15 protein-coding genes and 2 pseudogenes are annotated in these 19,041 nt (G+C 40.9%); 8 read left to right on the forward strand and 9 right to left on the reverse strand.

Translation table 11 applies throughout. The annotated features are described in order from the left end of the window. From LV83_RS09495 to LV83_RS09520, 6 genes are all read right to left on the reverse strand, one after another. A complete protein-coding gene (locus tag LV83_RS09495) occupies positions 1-648 on the reverse strand; it encodes a DUF2291 domain-containing protein (RefSeq protein ID WP_158530556.1) in 648 nt (215 codons plus the stop codon). After that, positions 617-1,576, reverse strand: coding sequence for a D-ribose ABC transporter substrate-binding protein (locus LV83_RS09500; RefSeq protein ID WP_111611319.1), 960 nt, complete (start codon positions 1,574-1,576; stop codon positions 617-619). The genes LV83_RS09495 and LV83_RS09500 overlap by 32 nt, the downstream gene beginning before the upstream one ends. A gap of 16 nt (positions 1,577-1,592) precedes the next feature. After that, the gene (locus LV83_RS09505; protein WP_111611320.1) at positions 1,593-2,561 is read right to left on the reverse strand and encodes a transketolase family protein; all 969 of its coding nucleotides are present in this window, start codon (positions 2,559-2,561) and stop codon (positions 1,593-1,595) included. 6 nt (positions 2,562-2,567) lie between these two features. Next, on the reverse strand, positions 2,568-3,392 hold the full coding sequence (locus tag LV83_RS09510; protein WP_111611321.1) for a transketolase: 825 nt from the start codon (positions 3,390-3,392) through the stop codon (positions 2,568-2,570). A gap of 95 nt (positions 3,393-3,487) precedes the next feature. Next, entirely contained in the window at positions 3,488-4,903 is a 1,416-nt protein-coding gene (locus LV83_RS09515; RefSeq protein WP_111611322.1) for an L-fucose/L-arabinose isomerase family protein, read from the reverse strand. 25 nt (positions 4,904-4,928) lie between these two features. After that, positions 4,929-5,705: a DeoR/GlpR family DNA-binding transcription regulator gene (locus LV83_RS09520; protein WP_111611323.1), complete on the reverse strand. Its 777-nt coding sequence runs from the start codon at positions 5,703-5,705 to the stop codon at positions 4,929-4,931. A gap of 553 nt (positions 5,706-6,258) precedes the next feature. On the opposite strand from LV83_RS09520, the gene LV83_RS09525 reads away from it, so the two are divergent. From LV83_RS09525 to LV83_RS21795, 6 genes and pseudogenes are all read left to right on the forward strand, one after another. Then, positions 6,259-7,563, forward strand: coding sequence for a nucleoside hydrolase-like domain-containing protein (locus LV83_RS09525; RefSeq protein WP_245947031.1), 1,305 nt, complete (start codon positions 6,259-6,261; stop codon positions 7,561-7,563). Between the two features lie 45 nt (positions 7,564-7,608). Continuing rightward, entirely contained in the window at positions 7,609-8,997 is a 1,389-nt protein-coding gene (locus LV83_RS09530; protein WP_111611324.1) for a pectate lyase family protein, read from the forward strand. Between the two features lie 90 nt (positions 8,998-9,087). Beyond that, on the forward strand, positions 9,088-10,482 hold the full coding sequence (locus LV83_RS09535) for a DUF1593 domain-containing protein (protein WP_111611325.1): 1,395 nt from the start codon (positions 9,088-9,090) through the stop codon (positions 10,480-10,482). 9 nt (positions 10,483-10,491) lie between these two features. Then, a complete protein-coding gene (locus tag LV83_RS09540; RefSeq protein WP_111611326.1) occupies positions 10,492-11,490 on the forward strand; it encodes a DUF1593 domain-containing protein in 999 nt (332 codons plus the stop codon). Positions 11,491-11,692: 202 nt separating this feature from the next. Then, positions 11,693-13,156 (forward strand): glycoside hydrolase family 127 protein, encoded by a 1,464-nt coding sequence (locus LV83_RS09545; protein ID WP_394335800.1) that lies wholly within the window; start codon positions 11,693-11,695, stop codon positions 13,154-13,156. 15 nt (positions 13,157-13,171) lie between these two features. Then, positions 13,172-13,744: pseudogene (locus tag LV83_RS21795) on the forward strand (glycoside hydrolase family 127 protein); the annotation flags it as partial. Positions 13,745-13,933: 189 nt separating this feature from the next. Here the strand turns inward: LV83_RS21795 and ribB are convergent. Both ribB and LV83_RS09555 read right to left on the reverse strand, forming a co-directional pair. After that, positions 13,934-14,563, reverse strand: a pseudogene (gene ribB / locus LV83_RS09550) (3,4-dihydroxy-2-butanone-4-phosphate synthase); the annotation flags it as partial. Between the two features lie 233 nt (positions 14,564-14,796). Beyond that, positions 14,797-15,777 (reverse strand): GlxA family transcriptional regulator, encoded by a 981-nt coding sequence (locus LV83_RS09555; protein WP_111611327.1) that lies wholly within the window; start codon positions 15,775-15,777, stop codon positions 14,797-14,799. Between the two features lie 236 nt (positions 15,778-16,013). Between LV83_RS09555 and LV83_RS09560 the strand changes: the two genes are divergently transcribed. Together LV83_RS09560 and LV83_RS09565 are read left to right on the forward strand one after the other, a co-directional pair. Continuing rightward, entirely contained in the window at positions 16,014-16,898 is an 885-nt protein-coding gene (locus LV83_RS09560) for an SRPBCC family protein (RefSeq protein ID WP_111611328.1), read from the forward strand. After that, positions 16,891-17,760, forward strand: a complete 870-nt coding sequence (locus LV83_RS09565) for a VOC family protein (protein WP_111611329.1) — start codon at positions 16,891-16,893, stop codon at positions 17,758-17,760. Before LV83_RS09560 ends, LV83_RS09565 begins: the two co-directional genes overlap by 8 nt. A 68-nt stretch (positions 17,761-17,828) precedes the next feature. Here LV83_RS09565 and LV83_RS09570 read toward each other — a convergent pair whose 3' ends face one another. Continuing rightward, positions 17,829-19,019, reverse strand: a complete 1,191-nt coding sequence (locus LV83_RS09570; RefSeq protein ID WP_111611330.1) for a 6-bladed beta-propeller — start codon at positions 19,017-19,019, stop codon at positions 17,829-17,831. Between the last annotated feature and the right edge of the window lie 22 nt (positions 19,020-19,041).

A 19,041-nucleotide genomic window follows, 5' to 3' on the forward strand; every position in this document is an offset into this window, starting at 1 on the left:
CTATGAGGAGATTTGGAGAGTAAATGGAATAACCTCGAGTTGATCTAGATTCAAATGAACTTTGTTGAGTTCAATAGCTCCTTCAAATTTCACTGAATCTCCCTCTTTTACTTTGGATCTGAAACTTGGTATTACTTCTTGGCGAATCCTGTCGTTCATTGCCTCAGAGATGCTGTTGAAATCCGCAGTATCTTCGTAATCATTGATTTTGACCAATCCTGAAGCATCACGGAGCGCATTTCCAAAAATGAATTCCGTTTCAATTTCTATTCTAGAACTGCCTACTTGAAGCAGCACATTGTTTTCATTTACAGCGCTGACTATGCCTTCTCCTTTCACCCGGAAATAGCCAATATTGCCAATACCTAAGGCATGACTATTTTTCTCAAATGTGCTATTAACGTCCTGATTGAAACTGTCAATTAGTTGCGATATATCAGAGCAATCTTGGTAAGCCTTTGCGAGATCCTGATTCCAGATGCCATCAACATAGGCTTTCGCATTGAAAACCGTTTGCTGATTTTCTGCCAGTTTTTGGTCCAAGGGCTGGATATAGATTGAATTATAACCCACAAGAGCCAATGCAACTACTCCAATGCCATATTTTATAGCTTTATTATTCATCGCTTCCGTAGGCTTCGTACTCATGTACATTTTCTTGATTGACCATTTCTACAGTCACAGGGACTTTTTGTGCGAAATCCCGTTTGCCATTGAAGTACTCCAATGCATAATTGGCGGCTGTTCTAGCGATTAGCTTTGGGAATTGCATTCCCGTAGCAAGGATTTTTTTCTGCTCGATGGAGGTGATCACATCGCTTGCTCCGTCAAAGCCAAAAACCATGACTTGCTCTGCTTTTCCTGCAGCCACCAAAGCCTGGTAAGCTCCCATGGCCATTCCGTCATTTCCGCAGAAGACTCCCTTGATATCTGGGTGTACCTGTAAAATAGATTCCATTACTTCCATGGCTTTGTTTCTGTCGAAGTCAGCATTTTGCTGAGCGACCATTTGTAGGTCAGGATAGTTATCGACTACAGAGTGAAATCCTTTCGAGCGACTCCAGGTATTATTGTCTCCGACCAAGCCTAAGATTTCTACGTACTTTCCACTTTTATTCAGCTTCTCCACGAAGTATTTGCCTATAGCTACGCATCCCGCATAGCTGTCTGAGAGAATTTGACTGGTTGCTGCGTCCGTAGCGTTTATTTCCCGATCCATGCAGAACACAGGGATTTCAGCCTTTTTGGCAATTCTCACATTTGCGATCGAGCCATCCGCATCTGTGGGATTGAAAAGTATAGCGTCGTAGCCTGAAGAGATCGCATTTTCGAAGTGATCTGTCTCCAGTGCGGTATTATTTTGGGAATCAAAAATAGTAGCCTCAAATCCTAGCTCTATGGCATGGTTGGCAGCAGTTTCTGCCAGCACTACAAACCATGGGTTATTGAGTGAGGATACGATTACGGCCACTTTTTTACGCTGATCCTGCTTTTCAGACTTCTGTTCTTTGCAGCTGAATAACATAGTGGTGAGGAGAAGCAGGCATACAATTTTTATGGGTTTGAAATAGGTCATTTTGGGTGGGTTGTTGTTATTTCAGAAGTGCTTCGGCCTTTGCCAAAATACCATCTCGGGATATGCCGTAGTGCTTGAAGATTTCTCCCTGTGAACCTGTTACGGTGTATTCATCTGGTATTCCGATGATATGGAATCGGTTTCTGGCTCCTTTTTGGAAAAGGTAGGAAGCGCAGGCTTCACCCAATCCTCCGTTTACCATATGTTCTTCCACCGTGATAATCGGTTTGCCTTCAGCAGCCAATTCATCCAAAAGTGCTGTGTCTAATGGCTTAATTGTATGCATACTTACTACTTTGGCAGCGACATCATGCTTTTCTTCTAAAGCTTTTGCAGCCTGCCATGCAGGGTAGACAGTTTCACCGTTTGCGATGATGGTGAGATCATTTCCTTCACGTACAATTCGACCTTTTCCAAATTCAAACTCTTGGTTTTCCTCAGATAGAAAAGGCATGAGTTTTTTGCCAAATCGGAGATAAATCGGTTGATCTAGCTTCGCGGCTAATAGTACAGCTTGTTCCGTTTCGAAATTGTCAGCAGGTACGACAATGATTATATTATTGATCGCTCGAAGCACGGCAAAATCATGTAGACTGTGGTGAGTAGTTCCTAGTGCCCCGTAGCTTACTCCTGCACTGATTCCGACCAGTTTGACTGGGTTGTCGGAATAGGCTACGTCGTTTTTGATCTGTTCTAAAGCCCGCGCTGTAAGAAAACAAGCAGGAGAAATGGCAAATGTTTTCTTTCCTGCAGATGCCAAGCCAGCAGCTACGCCCACAAGATTTTGCTCAGCAATACCTACTTCTACAATCTGCTCAGGGAATTTTTGACCGAAGGGAACGAGTTTTCCTGAACCACGAGAGTCACTTGTCACCACGATGATCGATTTATCTATGACGGCTAATGATTCCAATGTATCAGCGAAAACCTCCTGGTTTGCGCTTCCCATTTTCAGGTCAGTCTCTATTATTTTATCTAATTCCATGATTCGCTAGATTAATGCTTCAGCCGCGTCTAATTCTGATAATGCTAAGTCGTACTGCTCCGGGCTTGGTACACCATGGTGCCATTTTAGTACGCGTTCCATGTAGCTGATTCCTTTACCTTTAATGGTATGGGCAATTATGAAATTGGGCTTACCAACTTCGAAAGGACCGGTATTTAACGCCTCCTCCAGTTCAGCTAAGTTATGTCCGTCTACTTCCCGTACTGACCAACCGAAAGCTTCCAATTTGTCCCGGAGGGAATCTGTATTCATCACCTCTTGATTGGACCCGGTAATCTGCTGTTTGTTGTTGTCCAGAATGGCGTATAAATTATCCAGCTTGTAATGGGAAGCGGATAGAAATGCTTCCCAGTTTGAGCCCTCAGGCAATTCCCCATCTCCTAAAAGCGTAAATATTCTATGCGTTTTTTTATCCAGTTTAGCTGCTATTGCTTCTCCCACACAAATAGGTAATCCATGCCCCAATGCTCCGGTATTTTGCTCTACACCATTCACCTTTTTGGTGGGGTGGCCGATGTAATGGGATCGATATTGACATAGGGTTTCCAAATCAGATTCTGGAAAAAAACCACGATCTGCCAAGGTCACAAAGAGAGCCTCTACACAATGTCCCTTACTTTGGATATAGCGATCCCGATCTGGGTTTTTGAAGTCGTTTGGCTTTACATTAAGCACTCTGTTGTATAGTACATTCAGGATGTCCACACAAGACAAGCTTCCGCCTGTATGTCCAGCCTTTGCTTTATAAATGTACTTGAGAAGGTTTTTTCTCAGAAATACAGACTTCAGTTTCAAATCTTTATCTGTCATGTTCGGTTCTTATTAATTAGCAGTTTGTGCTAAACTGGTTTTCATTAGTATGAAAAGTTTGGTCTCAATTGAAGGAAGGATTCTTGGATGATAAACTACCCTTCGTGATGGTATACTTCCCATCCCATATAGTTTTCAAATGCTTCCTTAAGTGCTTCGGATGTGTGTGATGCATTCATTACGACGTGATGTTCAAAGCCATTTCTACAGATGTGTTTCATCAAACCTTGAAGATTAGGAATTTTGGCCACAGCCCGGTTTCCGAATGTTTTCAATTCATCATCGGTTAATACCCCATCACCAACATAAGCTTTCATGATTCCACTGGTATCGTCCGTGCTGATTCTACCAAAAGTCAATGGGGAAGCCGGGGTGCGTCCATCCAAAGCTCCGTAGGTATTTTCCACTCCTACAGTAGTGCCTAGGATAGGGGCATTGCTAATTTCAATGTCTGGCAGAAATGATTTTGCCCAATTTCCACAGTGGAAAAGCACACATTTCTCATCATCATCTGCGTAGTTATTGTTCCAATCCACTAATGCACTAGGGGAGCCAGATGCCAATTGCATGGCATACATACTGAGCGTTCCTGTGACATCTACCTCGCAGGCGCTAGGAATCATTCCCTCGCTAAACATGCTGGAGCTGGTGCAGACATTACATCCAAAATTTTGCTGCAAAGAAGTCCAACACTGAATGGCATTAGCATCCAGTTGATTTTCGGTCATAAAATCATTCAGTACAACATCCAGCTTGGCCATTTGAATTAGAGATTCGCTAGGAGTTTTACCTGTGGAAGCGTAGTTGTGGATTTTCTCCAAATGATCTTTTACGCGTTGATCAGATTTGTCCAATTTATTGGCATAACCTAGTATCTCAGACAGGTCGCAGGTAACTACAGAGATGCCATTTTTCTGAAGGATTTTTTCGCTGTATCGTACAGTATTAAAGGCAGTTGGTCTTGCTCCAATTGCTCCGATACGCACATTTTTCATTCCTTTTACCACACGGCAGACACCCAGAAACTGCTTTAGATCCGCCAAAAACGAAGGGTCGGTAGGATGGACGACATGCTTGGTAGTGATTGAATATTTGATGCCGTATTGATAGAGGTTGTTACAAACGGAAATCTTGCCACACCAAGAATCTCGGCGATTTGCTACATTAAGCTTATTAAGTTCATCTGGATAGCCTTGGATAAGTACGGGTACTTTCAGGTCCGCTAGGTGTAAGGTATCGGCAATTCCTCTTTCATCTCCGAAATTTGGAAGAACCACCAAAACCCCAGCTATAGCATCTTTATGTTTCTTGAATAGGTCTGCGCATTTTCTTGCATCAGTATAGGTTTCTACTCCACCAAGTTTGGTGTCTGTCTCATCCAGGATAATTGTTTGAATTCCTTGTTCACCCAGCATTTTCAGTACTTCTATCCGTGCCTCTGTCACAAGTTTATCCGGAAAAAAGTCTCGGTTCCCAATGATTACCCCTAAAGTTATATTTTGCTTTTTCATTACGTGTGATATAGCTGACTAGTGCTTATTTAGATGTGTCTTCTGCGATGATTAATTGGATGTCGTGTTCCTTAAAAACTTCCTTATGTTTATTTTCTACCCCCTCATCTGTAATGATATAATCTATTAGAGAAAGCGCTCCCAGACTAGCAAAGGCACTTTTTCCGATTTTGGAAGAGTCTGCTACTAGATAAGTAGTGTCTGCCGCATCAATCATTGCTTTTTTGACAACTAGGTCACTAAGACTAGGATAGGTAAGCCCTGATTTCAGTGATATTCCGGCAGTTGCTAGAAAGAGTTTTTGGACATTCAGCCCTTTAAAGAAATCTGCGGCCTTTTGTCCTGTCAATGAAAGGGTAGGTGCTTTGAATTCTCCCCCTGTCATGATGATGTCAATATTTGGATTAGCGCCAAGCATTAGTGCAATATTCAGAGCGTTGGTAATTACTGTGAGCCCTTTGATGTTTACAATTTTTTTAGCGATTTCCGTGGTAGTAGAACCAGAGTCTAGAATAATGGTGTCGCCCGGTTGGATGAATTCAAGGCATTTTTCTGCGATGATTTCTTTTTCCTTTAGATTGTCTTGATGTACCAAAGAGAAGTTACGGACCTTATTTTCCACATCTTTTAGATGTACGCCGCCATGTTCCCGATTTACCAATCCATTTTTCTCTAGTTTTTCCAGGTCCTGTCGAATGGTAACTTCAGTTACTTTAAAGATCCTAGCCAGATCAATGACCTTAGCGGATCCATCTTCTTTAAGCAGTTCTAGTATCTTTTCTTTTCTTTGTTTAGGGAGCATGGAATTTTTGTTTCTTGGTGAAAAACAAAAGTAACCTATTTCGAAAACTTTAGCTTTTCATTTTGTTTGCTTTCGCAAAATATTCTCAAACCTATATCTGATCTAAATTCGAGTTGTAATTGTGAACAGAATGGAAGTTTGTGACTTAGGAAATTGTTAGTGCCATTCAAAAAGAGGGGAGCCCTCCTGCTATCAGCAGAGTTCTCCCTTCTAACCCTCTAGGCCAATCTATTTATTGTTCATTAGTATGTTTAGTGATTCCCGCAGACTTTACTTTATCATTTGACTCTCTGGCGAACCCCATAGCTTTATTGGTAATCTCACAATATCGAAAGTATATGAAATAAATAATAAGTGTTTGAAGCTATTTCTAGGGTAAATCTAGCTAATAATAAAAATAAACAAAGAATTTGCTGGGAAAAATTTACGTTTATTTTCTTTTTATTCTTCGTTTACTTTCTTTTTGATACATTTGAGTGTCAATTAGCAGGTATATAGGATCAATCACTTGGTTATTTGTTAGTATGGTATCTTCAGTTTCAAAACTTCACGAATGTTACGTATGAATAGAACTATAATTAGTGGGATGGAATTGGTTGTAATGATTGCTTTTTTAACATTGCTCAGCTGTAATACTGCTGAAAACGAGCGTCATAAACCCAGAGTGTTGATCAGCTCAGATATAGGAGGGACAGATCCTGATGACTTCCAATCGATGATACACTTATTGATGTATGCTGATCAATTCGAAATTGAAGGTTTGGTTTCTTCTCCTTTTGGTGATGGGAGTAAAAAGGATTTTCTGGATATCATTGAGCATTATGAAAGCGATTACAATCAACTTCTGAAGCACGCTCCAGAACTGCCTTCCCCTAATTCACTTCGGAATATCACCAAGCAAGGCGAGAAAAATGCGGCACCATTCAAAGGGTTTGCTACTGCTACAGAAGGGTCGGAATGGATTATTCAATGCGCTAAAAAAGAAAGTGATCAACCGCTATGGGTACTTGTGTGGGGTGGCATTGAAGATCTCGCACAGGCACTCCACGATGCACCGGAGATCAAAGACAATATTCGCGTCTATTGGATAGGAGGACCCAACAAGAAATGGAGCATCAATGCCTATTCTTATATAGCTGAGCACCATCCGGATCTGTGGATGATTGAGGCAAATGCAACGTACAGAGGTTGGTTTATGGATGAAGATTCTCCAAAATATGTGAAGGGTGATGCTTATTATGATAATTACATACAGGGCAGAGGTGCTATGGGGAAAGATTTTATCAAGTATTATGATGGTAGGATCAAAATGGGGGATACTCCATCACTTGCCTACCTGATGAGCGGCGATCCAAATGATCCTATGGGGGAAAGCTGGGGAGGTAGTTTTGAGAAAATCGATCACAGCTCACGAAATATTTTTATAGACGGAAGTACTTTGGAGGATACAGTAGCTGCTTATGGCACTATTGAATGGAGATTTACTGGTCCAGAATTGAGTGTTTCAGAAGATTCGGTTGTATTTGAACTGGAAGTACAAAATCAAATCTGGCCAGGATATTACTTAGGGGAAGGTATGTATGGGGTAAAGTATAGCTCCAAAAAACCAGAGAAAGGAACCTACAAAACCCGAAGTGCAATTGCTGAATTAGATGGCTTGGAAGGCGGTTATATAAGTACGGATCCTTGGCCAGGAAAGGCTTCGCCAGATGATTATCAGCTAGGAAATAATTGGTATAGTGACAAACTAGATCCGGCTCTCTTTATAAAGGATCAACAGGGAGCTAAAACAATCTCAAAACATAGGAAAGAGTTTTTATTGGATTGGGCGGAAAGATGGAAATGGCTTGAAAAGTAAGTGTGCCTAACTCAAATTCAAAGAAATAACAATAAGCCCCTCGTTATGAAAAGAATTAATTTAATCGTAGTGATAAGCATTATTGCTATCACTTCGGCATTTTCTCAGCAGTTAGCATTTCCTACCGCAGAAGGATATGGGAAGTTCTCAAAAGGCGGTCGTGGAGGAGAAGTGTATGAAGTTACCAATCTAAATGATAGTGGAGAGGGAAGTTTGCGAGCTGCTGTGGAAGCGTCGGAACCGCGAACGGTTGTATTTCGCGTATCAGGAACCATAGCACTCGAAAGTGCTTTACGGATCAAGAATCCCTATATCACCATAGCTGGTCAAACAGCTCCCGGAGATGGTATTTGCATCAAAAAAAATCCATTGGTAATCGAAGCAGATCATGTGATTGTAAGGTATCTGAGAGTTAGACTGGGAAATGAATCTGGCGATGATGCTGATGCGGTTTCAGGCAGATATAATAAGCACCTTATTTTGGATCATATTTCTGCCAGCTGGAGTGTTGATGAGACCATGTCAATTTATCATAATGATAGTATTACGGTACAATGGAGTATTATTTCCGAAAGCATGCACGATTCAAACCATGTAAAGGGAGCTCATGGCTTCGGTGGTATATGGGGGTCGAACTTTGGTAGCTATCACCATAATTTACTAGCGCATCATGGAAGTCGAAACCCGAGAATGGCTTCGGGTTCTGGTTACACGGATTATAGAAATAACGTGGTTTATAATTGGGGGTATAACAGCACCTATGGCGGTGAAAATAAACAAGGTACGGATCCTCGATTTACCTTTTCGATTATCAATATGGTAGCTAACTACTATAAGCCTGGGCCTGCGACACAGGCGGGTGAAAATTCTCACAGATTGGCAAATCCATCCATGCGTAGCGATGTCAGTGATTTTGGTAAATGGTTTATTGCTGATAATGTGATGATTGGGAGTGATCGCGTCACGGCTGACAATTGGGATGGTGGGGTACAACCTCAAGGTGGCAACTCAAATATTCAATATGTCAGACTTGAAAAACCATGGGAATCAATGCCTATCAATCAGCAGTCCGCTGAAGAAGCATTTGACTTAGTACTTGCAAATGCTGGGGCTACTTTGCCTAAGCGGGATGCAGTGGATACCCGGATTGTCAATGAAACGAAAGGCGGTTTTACCACCTATGAAGGAGGTACCTATAGAAAGAGAATCACTTTGGCAGATACTTCAAAAAAATCAGGAATTATAGATACTCAGGAGGATGTAGGTGGCTGGCCTGAATTAAAGAGTTTGCCTGCACTCACAGATTCAGATCACGATGGAATGCCGGATGAATGGGAAAAGAAAAATGGACTTGATCCATCTGATTCAAGTGATCGAAATATAATTCAAGATGGTTATACTATGCTGGAAAAGTATCTCAATTCCATTATGTAATATTATCAGAAGAAAATAAACTGGAAATCAATTTCATTCTCTGAGATGAGGATTTTCAAAGTCACCCAAGTCTCACAATTAAAAACAATCATGAAAATAAAATTCTTATCCCTAATACTAACCTTAGTGGTCAATAACTCAGTGCTTTTGGCGCAACAGGTACCTACAGGTGATACTCCCAAGCCCCGTATAGTAATTTTAACTGATGTGTCTACCTGGGAGACAGATGATAGCGAATCGTTGGTAAGGTTATTAGTACATGCTGACCTCTTCGAAATCGAAAGTATTATTTACACTACAGGTTGGAGTTTGGATAAAACGCGGGAGGACTTTTTCCAGCTGATTCATGATGCCATTGATGCCTACGAAAAGGATCTCCCAAACCTGATGAAGCGATCTGGGCAAAAGGGCTTTGCTGCAGATGAATCCCATCAAAATATTGGTTATTGGCCAAGTCCTTCGTACTTAAGAAGCATCACAGTTTTTGGCAGTAAAAACCGCGGAAAGGAGTTTCTCGGGAAAGACAATGATTCACCTGGAAGTGAGTTGATCATCGAACTTGCAGATGAAAAGGATGAGCGTCCCTTGTGGATTACTGTATGGGGAGGAGGAAATACTATCGCACAGTCCATATGGAAAGTAAAGCAAGAACGATCTGAATCTGAACTCAAAGAATTCCTCAATAAAATTCCTATCTATACTATTACTGATCAAGACCGGGACCAGAAAACTCCCTATGACATCAGCTCTCATCAGTGGATGCGTGGTGAGTTTGAAGAGGATCTACTTTTTATCTGGGACGAGTCCGCTTGGAGATACCAGAATGGTACCGGGAAGAAAAACTGGGAAGAATATGGGGCTCACATACAAAGCCATGGAAACCTGGGTAAGGTATATCCAAAATATAAGTATGGAGTCGAAGGTGATACTCCAGCCTTTCTACACTTGATGCCAAATGGGTTAAATGACCCAATGGTTCCTTCACAGGTTGGTTGGGGTGGATACTTTGAGTTTGGGTTGACTGAAGATAGCGTAACTTCTTCTTTCCGAAATTATAAGGATCCTGAGTCCGAAGTGTCAAGAACCTATGAAAGTTATTTCTATCCTGCCACTTTTAACAATTTTGCAGCGCGAATGGACTGGGCAAATGAAGGGAGCGGCAACCGCAATCCAATAGTTGTAATCAACAAAAATCCAGGTATTGGCATCCTCAAAGTCAAAGCTAAAAAGCGTCAAAATGTTATCCTAGACGCCTCAAAGTCCTATGATCTAGAAGAAGATGAGCTTAGCTACAAATGGTGGATTATTCCAGAGGCTGGTACGTATAGCGGGAAAGTAGTCATTCCGAATAATGATTCTGACTCAATAAAATTCACCCTACCACCAGATTCTTCAGGTAAAACTATTCATGTCATTTGCGAAGTAACTGACAATGGTTCGCCAAATCTGACAAGTTATCGAAGAATTATCATTGCAGTGAAATAGATAGAACAGATGAATTTCAATAAACTAATAGTGTCTGTAGGATTCCTATTTGGGATTAATTCAGCCAGCCTGGCTCAATATCGCGTGATCGTCTCTTCTGATTTCCCACCAATTCCGGTGACCAATAGTGACCCGGATGATGTGCAGTCTATGATTAGATTTTTACTCTATTCCAACGAGCTGGAGGTTGAAGCACTGATCGCATCTGCAGGAACTTTCGAAATGGTGGCAGACAAGCAAACTATTTTAGAAGTACTGGATAAGTACGATCTAGTCGATGAGAACCTGAGAAAGCATGATCCTAAATTCCCGACTGCAGACTACCTGAAATCTGTCACATTCGAAGGGAGAGGCAACCGTCAGAACATTCCGATCAAGTGGGGATGTGAAAAACAGCCTTGGAATGAGATAATAGGGCCGGGGAAAGACAGCGAAGCTTCAATTGCGATTATTGAAACAGTAGACAAGCCTGACCCTAGACCCGTTTATATTGGAGTGTGGGGTGGCGCAAGGGAAGTTGCGCAAGCTATCTGGAAAGTCCAAAACACTAGAAGTCCCGAGGAGTTGGAGGCCTTTTTAGGCAAAATGAGAATATTCCTAATTGCATGTCAGGATGCCAGCCATGGATGGTTGATGGATAATTTCCCCCAGCTGCATATTATAGAATCCAAGAAAACCTACCAGGGTATGTTCAAAGTGGGTTCCCAAGAATGGGCGGAAGAAAACGTAATCAATAACCATGGACCACTTGGGGCTATTTATCCACCAAAAGCAATGGCCGGAGCTGGTGTAATAGAGGGGGATAGTCCCGCATTTCTCTATTTGCTAAGCGCAGCTCGAGGAATAAATGACCCTGAAGACCCTACTCAAGAAAGTTGGGGCGGACAATATGTAAGAGTAGAAGGCACCAATCATTATATAGACGGACTTGGGCCTGATTCAATTTCTAAATGGAAAGTTGATTTTCAATTAGATTTTCAAATACGAGCTGATTGGATGATTTATTAAATGCTCTGTATCACAATACCAATAGGGTAAAACTTGGCAGAAATGAAATGCAACAACCAATTTCTAAGCCCAATTGGACATCAACTCGCAGCTTTCATTTCTCATTACATGAACTAGAGGGCTTGGGTCGGTAATGTAAACTTGGAAAATTCCTTTTTAAAACAACCAATTTGCTGACTATCAACTATATAAATATTTGATAATGACTAAAAGTAAATACATGAAACTAAGGATGGGGCTACTTTGTAGTGTTCTTCTTGTCTTTGCTGCGCAAGTAAATGCGCAGGAAAAAGCAATGGTCAACACTTCTAAAAGTCCTTTTGCTAAACAGGTTTCAGTGGATATGGATGCCGTTCATTGGACTGGTGGGTTTTGGGGACATTGGGCTGAAGTGAGTAAGGATACCATGGCAATGAACATGTTGCAGGTTTATGAAAATGATACGTTGAGCCATGCCTTTCTTAACTTTGAGATAGCCGCCGGGTACAAGGAAGGAAGACACAGAGGTGCTCCATTTCATGATGGGGATTTCTACAAAACTCTTGAAGCACTTGTATCTGTATATGCTACTACCAGAGATCCAAGATATTACAACGAGCTTGAACGCATCATTAAAGTAATCGCCGATGCTCAGCGATCAGATGGATACCTTCATACGTCCACAATCATCAAGCAGCGAAATAATCCTGAAGATGCTGGAGAGTTTGAGGATAGGATGAATTTTGAAACCTATAATATGGGACATCTGATGACAGCAGCCAGTTTGCATTACCGCACTACTGGGCAGACTGACTTTTTGGATATAGCAGTAAAAGCGACAGATTTTCTTGTGGAATACCACCAGGATGCAACTGCTGAGCAAGCTCAAAATGCCATCTGTCCCTCACATTATATGGGAGTGGTGGAGATGTACAGAACGACCGGTGACCAGCGATATCTGGACCTCGCGCAGAAAATGATAGATATACGCGGAATGATCACTGATGGCACCGACCATAACCAAGACCGGATTCCTTTCCGTCAACAGCGAGAAGCAGTAGGTCATGCCGTTCGAGCTAATTACCTCTATGCTGGGGTGGCGGATTTGTATGCAGAGACAGGCGAGGATTCATTGATGATGGCTTTGGAAAGTATATGGCAGGATGTGGTAAATAAAAAATTGTATATCACTGGTGCGACCGGAGCTTTATACGATGGAGTTTCGCCAAATGGTACCACCTACAATCAGCCGATCATTCAGCAGGTGCATCAAGCTTATGGACAGGCGTATCAACTACCGAATATATCGGCTTACAATGAAACCTGTGCCAATATTGGAAATGTCCTTTGGAACCATAGGATGCTGTTGGTAACTGGAGACAGTCGATTTGCAGATATCATGGAGCAAAGTTTATTCAACAGTGTGTTGTCCGGAACAGATCTGGAAGGTACTCATTTTAATTATACCAATCCTCTCCGAGTGGACGATGATTTACCGTTTGAATTTCGGTGGTCGAAAGAGCGACAACCTTATATTTCCAAGTCAAATTGCTGTCCACCCAATGTGGTAAGAACGGTCGCCGAATCTCAGAATTATGCCTATGCCTTATCAAAAAAGGGATTGGTAGTAAATATGTACGGTAGCAACACTTTAAAGACAAGGCTATTGGGTGGTGCTGATTTGTAGGTCAAACAAGAGACAGATTACCCTTGGGATAGTTCGATAAAGTTAGAAATTGAAAAATCTTCAGGTAGTCCTTTTGCTATTGATATGCGGATTCCGGCTTGGGCTGAAAATGCTGAGATAAAGATAAATGGTGAAAAAGCTACAGAAAAGGCAATAGCAGGAAGCTACTCAAGCCTGACTCGAATCTGGAAAAAAGGAGATGTGATCGAACTGTACCTGCCTATGCCTGTGCGATTGATGGAAGCAAACCCGTTGGTGGAGGAAACAAGAAATCAAGTTGCAGTAATGCGAGGACCAATTGTATACTGTATCGAGTCACCCGATATTAGTGACGCTAGAATTTTTGACGTGAAAATTCCAGCAGATATACAATTGAAGGCAGTTAAAGAAGCAATTTCAGGTGCACAAATTGCTTTCTTAGAAGGAACAGCCTTGGTACAAACAGATGAAGATTGGAATGGAGATTTGTATCGCCCGATTGACTCCAAAAGTGAGTTAAAAGAGCTGGAGATCAGGCTAGTGCCCTATTTTGCTTGGGGCAATAGGGGCAAATCAGAAATGTCTGTTTGGATTCCCCTGAAGAAGTAAGCACTTGACACAAGAGACTTTTTCAGCAATTGGAAAGCAGAACTATTGTAGAGTTGATCCTTTGTCAAACCCCGTTATTTTTACTGTCACGGATGACGGTGTTACTCGACTTACGAGATTTTAACGAGTGATAGCAGAGGTGAAGAAGGGAAATTTAGTGGGCGCAGGATCGAACCCTATCTAATTGCTGAGGTAGGATTCGTTTTTATTTCTGTATGCAATTAAATCTTCAATCGAGACCAGCTTTAAGTTGAATTTTTTCGCTACCAAAAAAAGATCTGGAAGCCTAGCCATAGTACCATCTTCATTTAATATTTCTACTAATACTCCAGCAGGTGACAATCCTGCTAATAGTGCGAAGTCAATTGCAGCCTCGGTATGTCCAGCCCTTTTAAGTACACCGCCACTTTTGGCTTTTAGAGGAAAAACATGACCAGGTTTTCCTAATTCACTCGGATGTATAGTATCATCGACAAGAGCTCGAATTGTCTTCGCACGATCTGAGGACGATATTCCGGTAGAACACTCATGCCCAATCAAATCTACCGAAATAGTAAAGGGAGTTTCGTATGCCGCAGTATTGTTTGAAACCATAAGGGACAATCCTAATTTTTCACACCTTTCTTCGCTGACTGGCGCACAAATTAGACCTCTACCATAAGTAGCCATGAAATTTATGATTTCTGGTGTTACCAGTTCAGCAGCACATATAAAGTCACCTTCATTTTCACGGTTTTCATCATCTACTACAATAATAACTTCGCCGTTTTTGATAGCCTCGATTGCATCTTCAATAGAGTCTAGTTGATAATTTTCCACTAATGATAAAGTTTGATGAAAATGGGACTGCAAATTTAACCTTTATTCCTTTCCAAATTGGAAGAACTCAAAGACTTACAGGGAAATTGTTTTCCGGTTTCTTTCCGTTGTGTCTAAGCACCTCTGTTTCCTACAAAGAATAGGAGTAGCCTTCAAAAACGAAAATTATGAAAAGTGACCCTATGAGAATTAGAGTAATAGTATGAAATCAGCATGATATGTGATTTCTTAAATCAATTCATCCTTGCAAACTTGTTGTATTTATTCCTGTACTCAATCGGAGTGAGGCCAGTTATTTTTTTGAAAGTGGTCCGAAAGGCTTTCGTATCAGTGTATCCCACATCAAACATTACTTCTGAAATATTTTTAAGGGAAGTTTCGAAGCTTCTTTTTGCTGCTTCCACTTTTACCCGCTGAATGTATTCCAGCACAGAATTATTGGTAACCCGCTTGAATCTACGCTCAAAGCTCCTTCTTCCAACAGCTACTTCATCAGCCAGTGCATTGACAGTAATCCTTTCTTCCAGTTTTTTTTCTATGTATTCCTGAGCTTTTTTCACAGCTTCATCCTGATGCGATTTTTGACCTTTAAACATGGAGAAGGAATTCTGGCTATCTCTGTCAATATCTATAGCAAAATATTTTGCCGTCAAAATCGCTACCTCCCTATCGGCATATTTTTCCACCAGATGCAGCAATAAGTTCCAATACGAATTAGCTCCTCCGCTGGAATATATGCCGTTTTCTTCTGTTATGATCGTCCCATCCTGAACTTCTACTTCTGGATAGAGCTCTCGAAATAGATTTGTAAATCCCCAATGTGTAGAACATTTTTTGCCATTCAGGAGACCGGTTGCTCCGAGAAGAAATGCTCCAACACAAAGTGAAGCAATTTCAGTTCCTGATTCATATTGATCTTTGATCCACGGGATGTATGCTTTATTCGCTTCAATTGCAACTTTCATGTCTCCAAAAAGTGCAGGAATCACCACCAAATCGGGCTTCGTTGCAGTATCTAAAAGTTGATTAGGAAAAACGGAATAGCAGTTACCGTTTAATTTAACTTCTCGATTAATTCCGACCAATTCTACCTTGAAAAGTGGCGTGCCTCCTGATTTGACCATGAAATCATTAACAGCAGAAAAACAATATTGGGGATCTGCAATTGCCTGTAAAACAGATTGTTCAGGGACTAGAATAGCAATGTTCTTCATGTGCATTTAATTGAATTCGTTTGACTAAATAGTCTTTGCTAATTTCGATTCAGGAGAAACTCATTTGATTAACATTTAACTCAACCTCGCATGCTGAAGTCATGCCTCATTATCATTAGTTGAATTTAATACTTCCTGTCGCAAATCGCTCATCATTTGTCTGAATTGAACAGGGGGCAAAGTAGTTTGACTTCCTAAATTTGTTAAGTAAATTTTTGTAATTAAATCAGAAAACCATGGATACTACTCAAAAAACCAAAATCACAGTTGATATCGTCGTAGATGTTTCTCTTGAAAAGGCTTGGGATTATTTCACCAAGCCAAAGCATATTGTGAATTGGAACTTTGCTTCTCCCGAGTGGCACACGACCAAAGCTGATGTTGACCTTCAGCCAGGCGGAAGCTTTACTTCCCGAATGGAGGCTAAGGATGGGAGCATGGGATTTGATTTTGGTGGAGTCTATCAGGAAGTAGAAACTCATTCCCATTACTCTTATATTATGGAAGACGGGCGCACTGTAAAAGTGAAGTTTGAGGAAGTGCCTGATGGTGTTAAAATCACTGAGGTTTTCGATGCTGAAATGGAAAATTCAGTAGAAATGCAAAGAGATGGATGGCAGGCTATTTTGGTAAACTTCAAAACTTATACAGAATCTGAAACAAACTTGATCACCTTACATTTTGAGGTTTTGATCAAAAAAACCAGAGAAGAAGTCTATAAAGTCATGCTGGAAAAGCCTACATATGAGGAGTGGACCGATGTTTTTTCTCCAGGCTCTACATTTATAGGAACATGGGAGGAAGGGTCCAAAATCTATTTCGTTGCTCAAGGAGAAGAAGGGAATCAAAATGGTATGGTAAGTAAAATAATTAAAAATGATCCGGGCAAGCATGTAGATATAGAGCATCTTGGAGAGCTAAAGGAAGGAGTAGAAATCTTGGAAGGAAAAGAAGTAGAAATGTGGAAAGGTGCTCATGAGAAGTACACTTTCGAGGAAAAAGGAGGAGATACCTTAGTTAAGATAGATCTGGATTCTTCTATGGAGTTCGATGAATATTTCTCTGGAATGTGGCCAAAAGCATTGGACAAACTCAAAAAAATCTGTGAGAGAAATGGATAGTCATTCTGTAAACACGCTTAATAGTGCCATTTACCCTTGCTTGTGGTTTGATGGTAATGCAAAGGAGGCTGCAGAGTTCTATTGCTCATTATTTTCTGATTCCAAAATCGTATCTGAAAACCAGATGGTAGTCATTTTTGAGTCTTCAGGTCAGCAGTTTATGTGCCTCAATGGAGGGCCGGAATTCAAGTTTACACCTGCGATTTCTTTTTACACAATTATTCAAAGTGAAACTGAAATTCAGGCAGTTTGGGATCAATTGATTGTAAATGGCAGAGCAATGATGCCTCTGGATACCTATCCTTGGAGTAAAAAGTATGGTTGGGTACAGGATAAATTTGGTGTGACTTGGCAGCTAACGATAGATAAACCTGAGAACTCCAACCAGAATTTTATTCCAGCTTTAATGTTTTCAGGGACAAACTTCGGTAAGGCTGAAGAAGCTATTGGCTTTTACACTAGTATTTTTCCAGCCTCGGGTACCAAGTTTATTTCAAGATATGAGCCTAATGATCCGAATGGACAAGATGGGAAAATCAATCATGCGCAATTTGAACTGAATGGACAAGTATTCGCTGCAATGGACAGTGCTATCGTACACGATTTTGACTTCAACGAAGCTTTATCTTTTGTAGTGGAATGCAAGGATCAGGCTCAGATCGATTATTTTTGGGAAAAGCTTTTGGAAAAAGGCGGTAAGGAAAGCCAATGTGGATGGCTAAAGGATAGGTTTGGAGTTTCTTGGCAGATTGTACCTGAAATCCTTTCTGCCTTAATGTCTGATCCTGAGCGATCTGGGCGAGTTGTTCAGGCTTTTATGAAAATGAAAAAGTTTGATATTGAGACGCTTAAAAACGCATAAAATCAATTCTTATCCTGCTTCTCAAGAAGCAGGATTTTTTAATGGTCCCCAGTAAATCAATATAGAAATTACTCCTCCACCAACCTACCTCTGTACACTGTAAAATCCTCCTGCTCCTCTTCGCCGGTATGCTTTTTCATCCACCAAATATCCTCTCCAATAACTGCAAAATCATAAGGGTTCATTTCTGGCAAGCTTACCGGAACAATTTCTCCCTTCTGAGTCAAAACTACAGTTCGTTTTTTTGTTTCCTCAGATAGCTTTGCCTTCAGCTCTTTGGAAGCTTCCCCAGAAGCCAATTGTGCTATATCACCCTTGTCAGCTGGCGAAGGCTTATAGGTGATCAATAAATCTTCACCATATTTTTCCAAATTGAGTACTATTGATGGAGCTGGATTGATCGTTCTATCAGATATTTTAGCAAAACTCACAGCTCCTTTTTCGAATCCTTCGCCAGCTACAAATCCCTCAAGATTTAAATCTGTTTTCTCTAGTAAGACAGGTTCAGCCCCAGCCCAATCATATGTATAAAGAATAGGCTCATTTTGAAACATGAGATAAAGGAGTTGAGATTTCTCATCGTATTTGAATACTGGTCTGAAATCATTAAAGAGAAATACGTTGCCATTAAGAAATTGAGATCCTTCAGGGAATGGTAGAAAAGTTTTGGTTTCCTCAGTTTCAAGATCCGTAAGAATCAAGTTTTCCCTTTCTTGAAGGTATTCAGGTCCATAATCGTCAGGTGATTCTTCGATTACATCCAATGAATATAACAGGTACTCCTTGCCATTCTTTTGAATAACCTGATAGGATTTAAAAAGTGAAAATGCTCCTCCCAAACTCCACTGGTTTTGATAAATGCCAAAATTCTGGAGGATTTCCCCGTCTTTTTTGAATATTTTGATACCGTTCATGATATCCAGAATAACTAGATTACCCGCTTTATCCTGGGCAAAATTACCAGCTGACATCGAAAAAGCCCCCGGCACATCACCAGTCTTGTCCCACTTGTCGACTGAGTTTCCTTCTCTATCGAACACGTAAACATCAGAAGTAGTCGCATCTCTGAAGATAATATGATCCTCATCGGCTGCCTGAAATAAAAAAAGTCGGGCAAGAATACCTTTTACAGTAACAGAGTCTACTGTCTCCAAGCGGTAGCTAGGAAGGTCATTTGCATTGTTTTCAGACTGATTTTCATTTGTTTGGCAAGAAAAAATCAGGAAGGCAAAAAAGGCAAAAATGCAGGTAGTCCTCATAACATGTAGTTTTATGACTACT

The organism is Algoriphagus yeomjeoni (genome assembly GCF_003259505.1).
Taxonomy (GTDB): domain Bacteria; phylum Bacteroidota; class Bacteroidia; order Cytophagales; family Cyclobacteriaceae; genus Algoriphagus; species Algoriphagus yeomjeoni.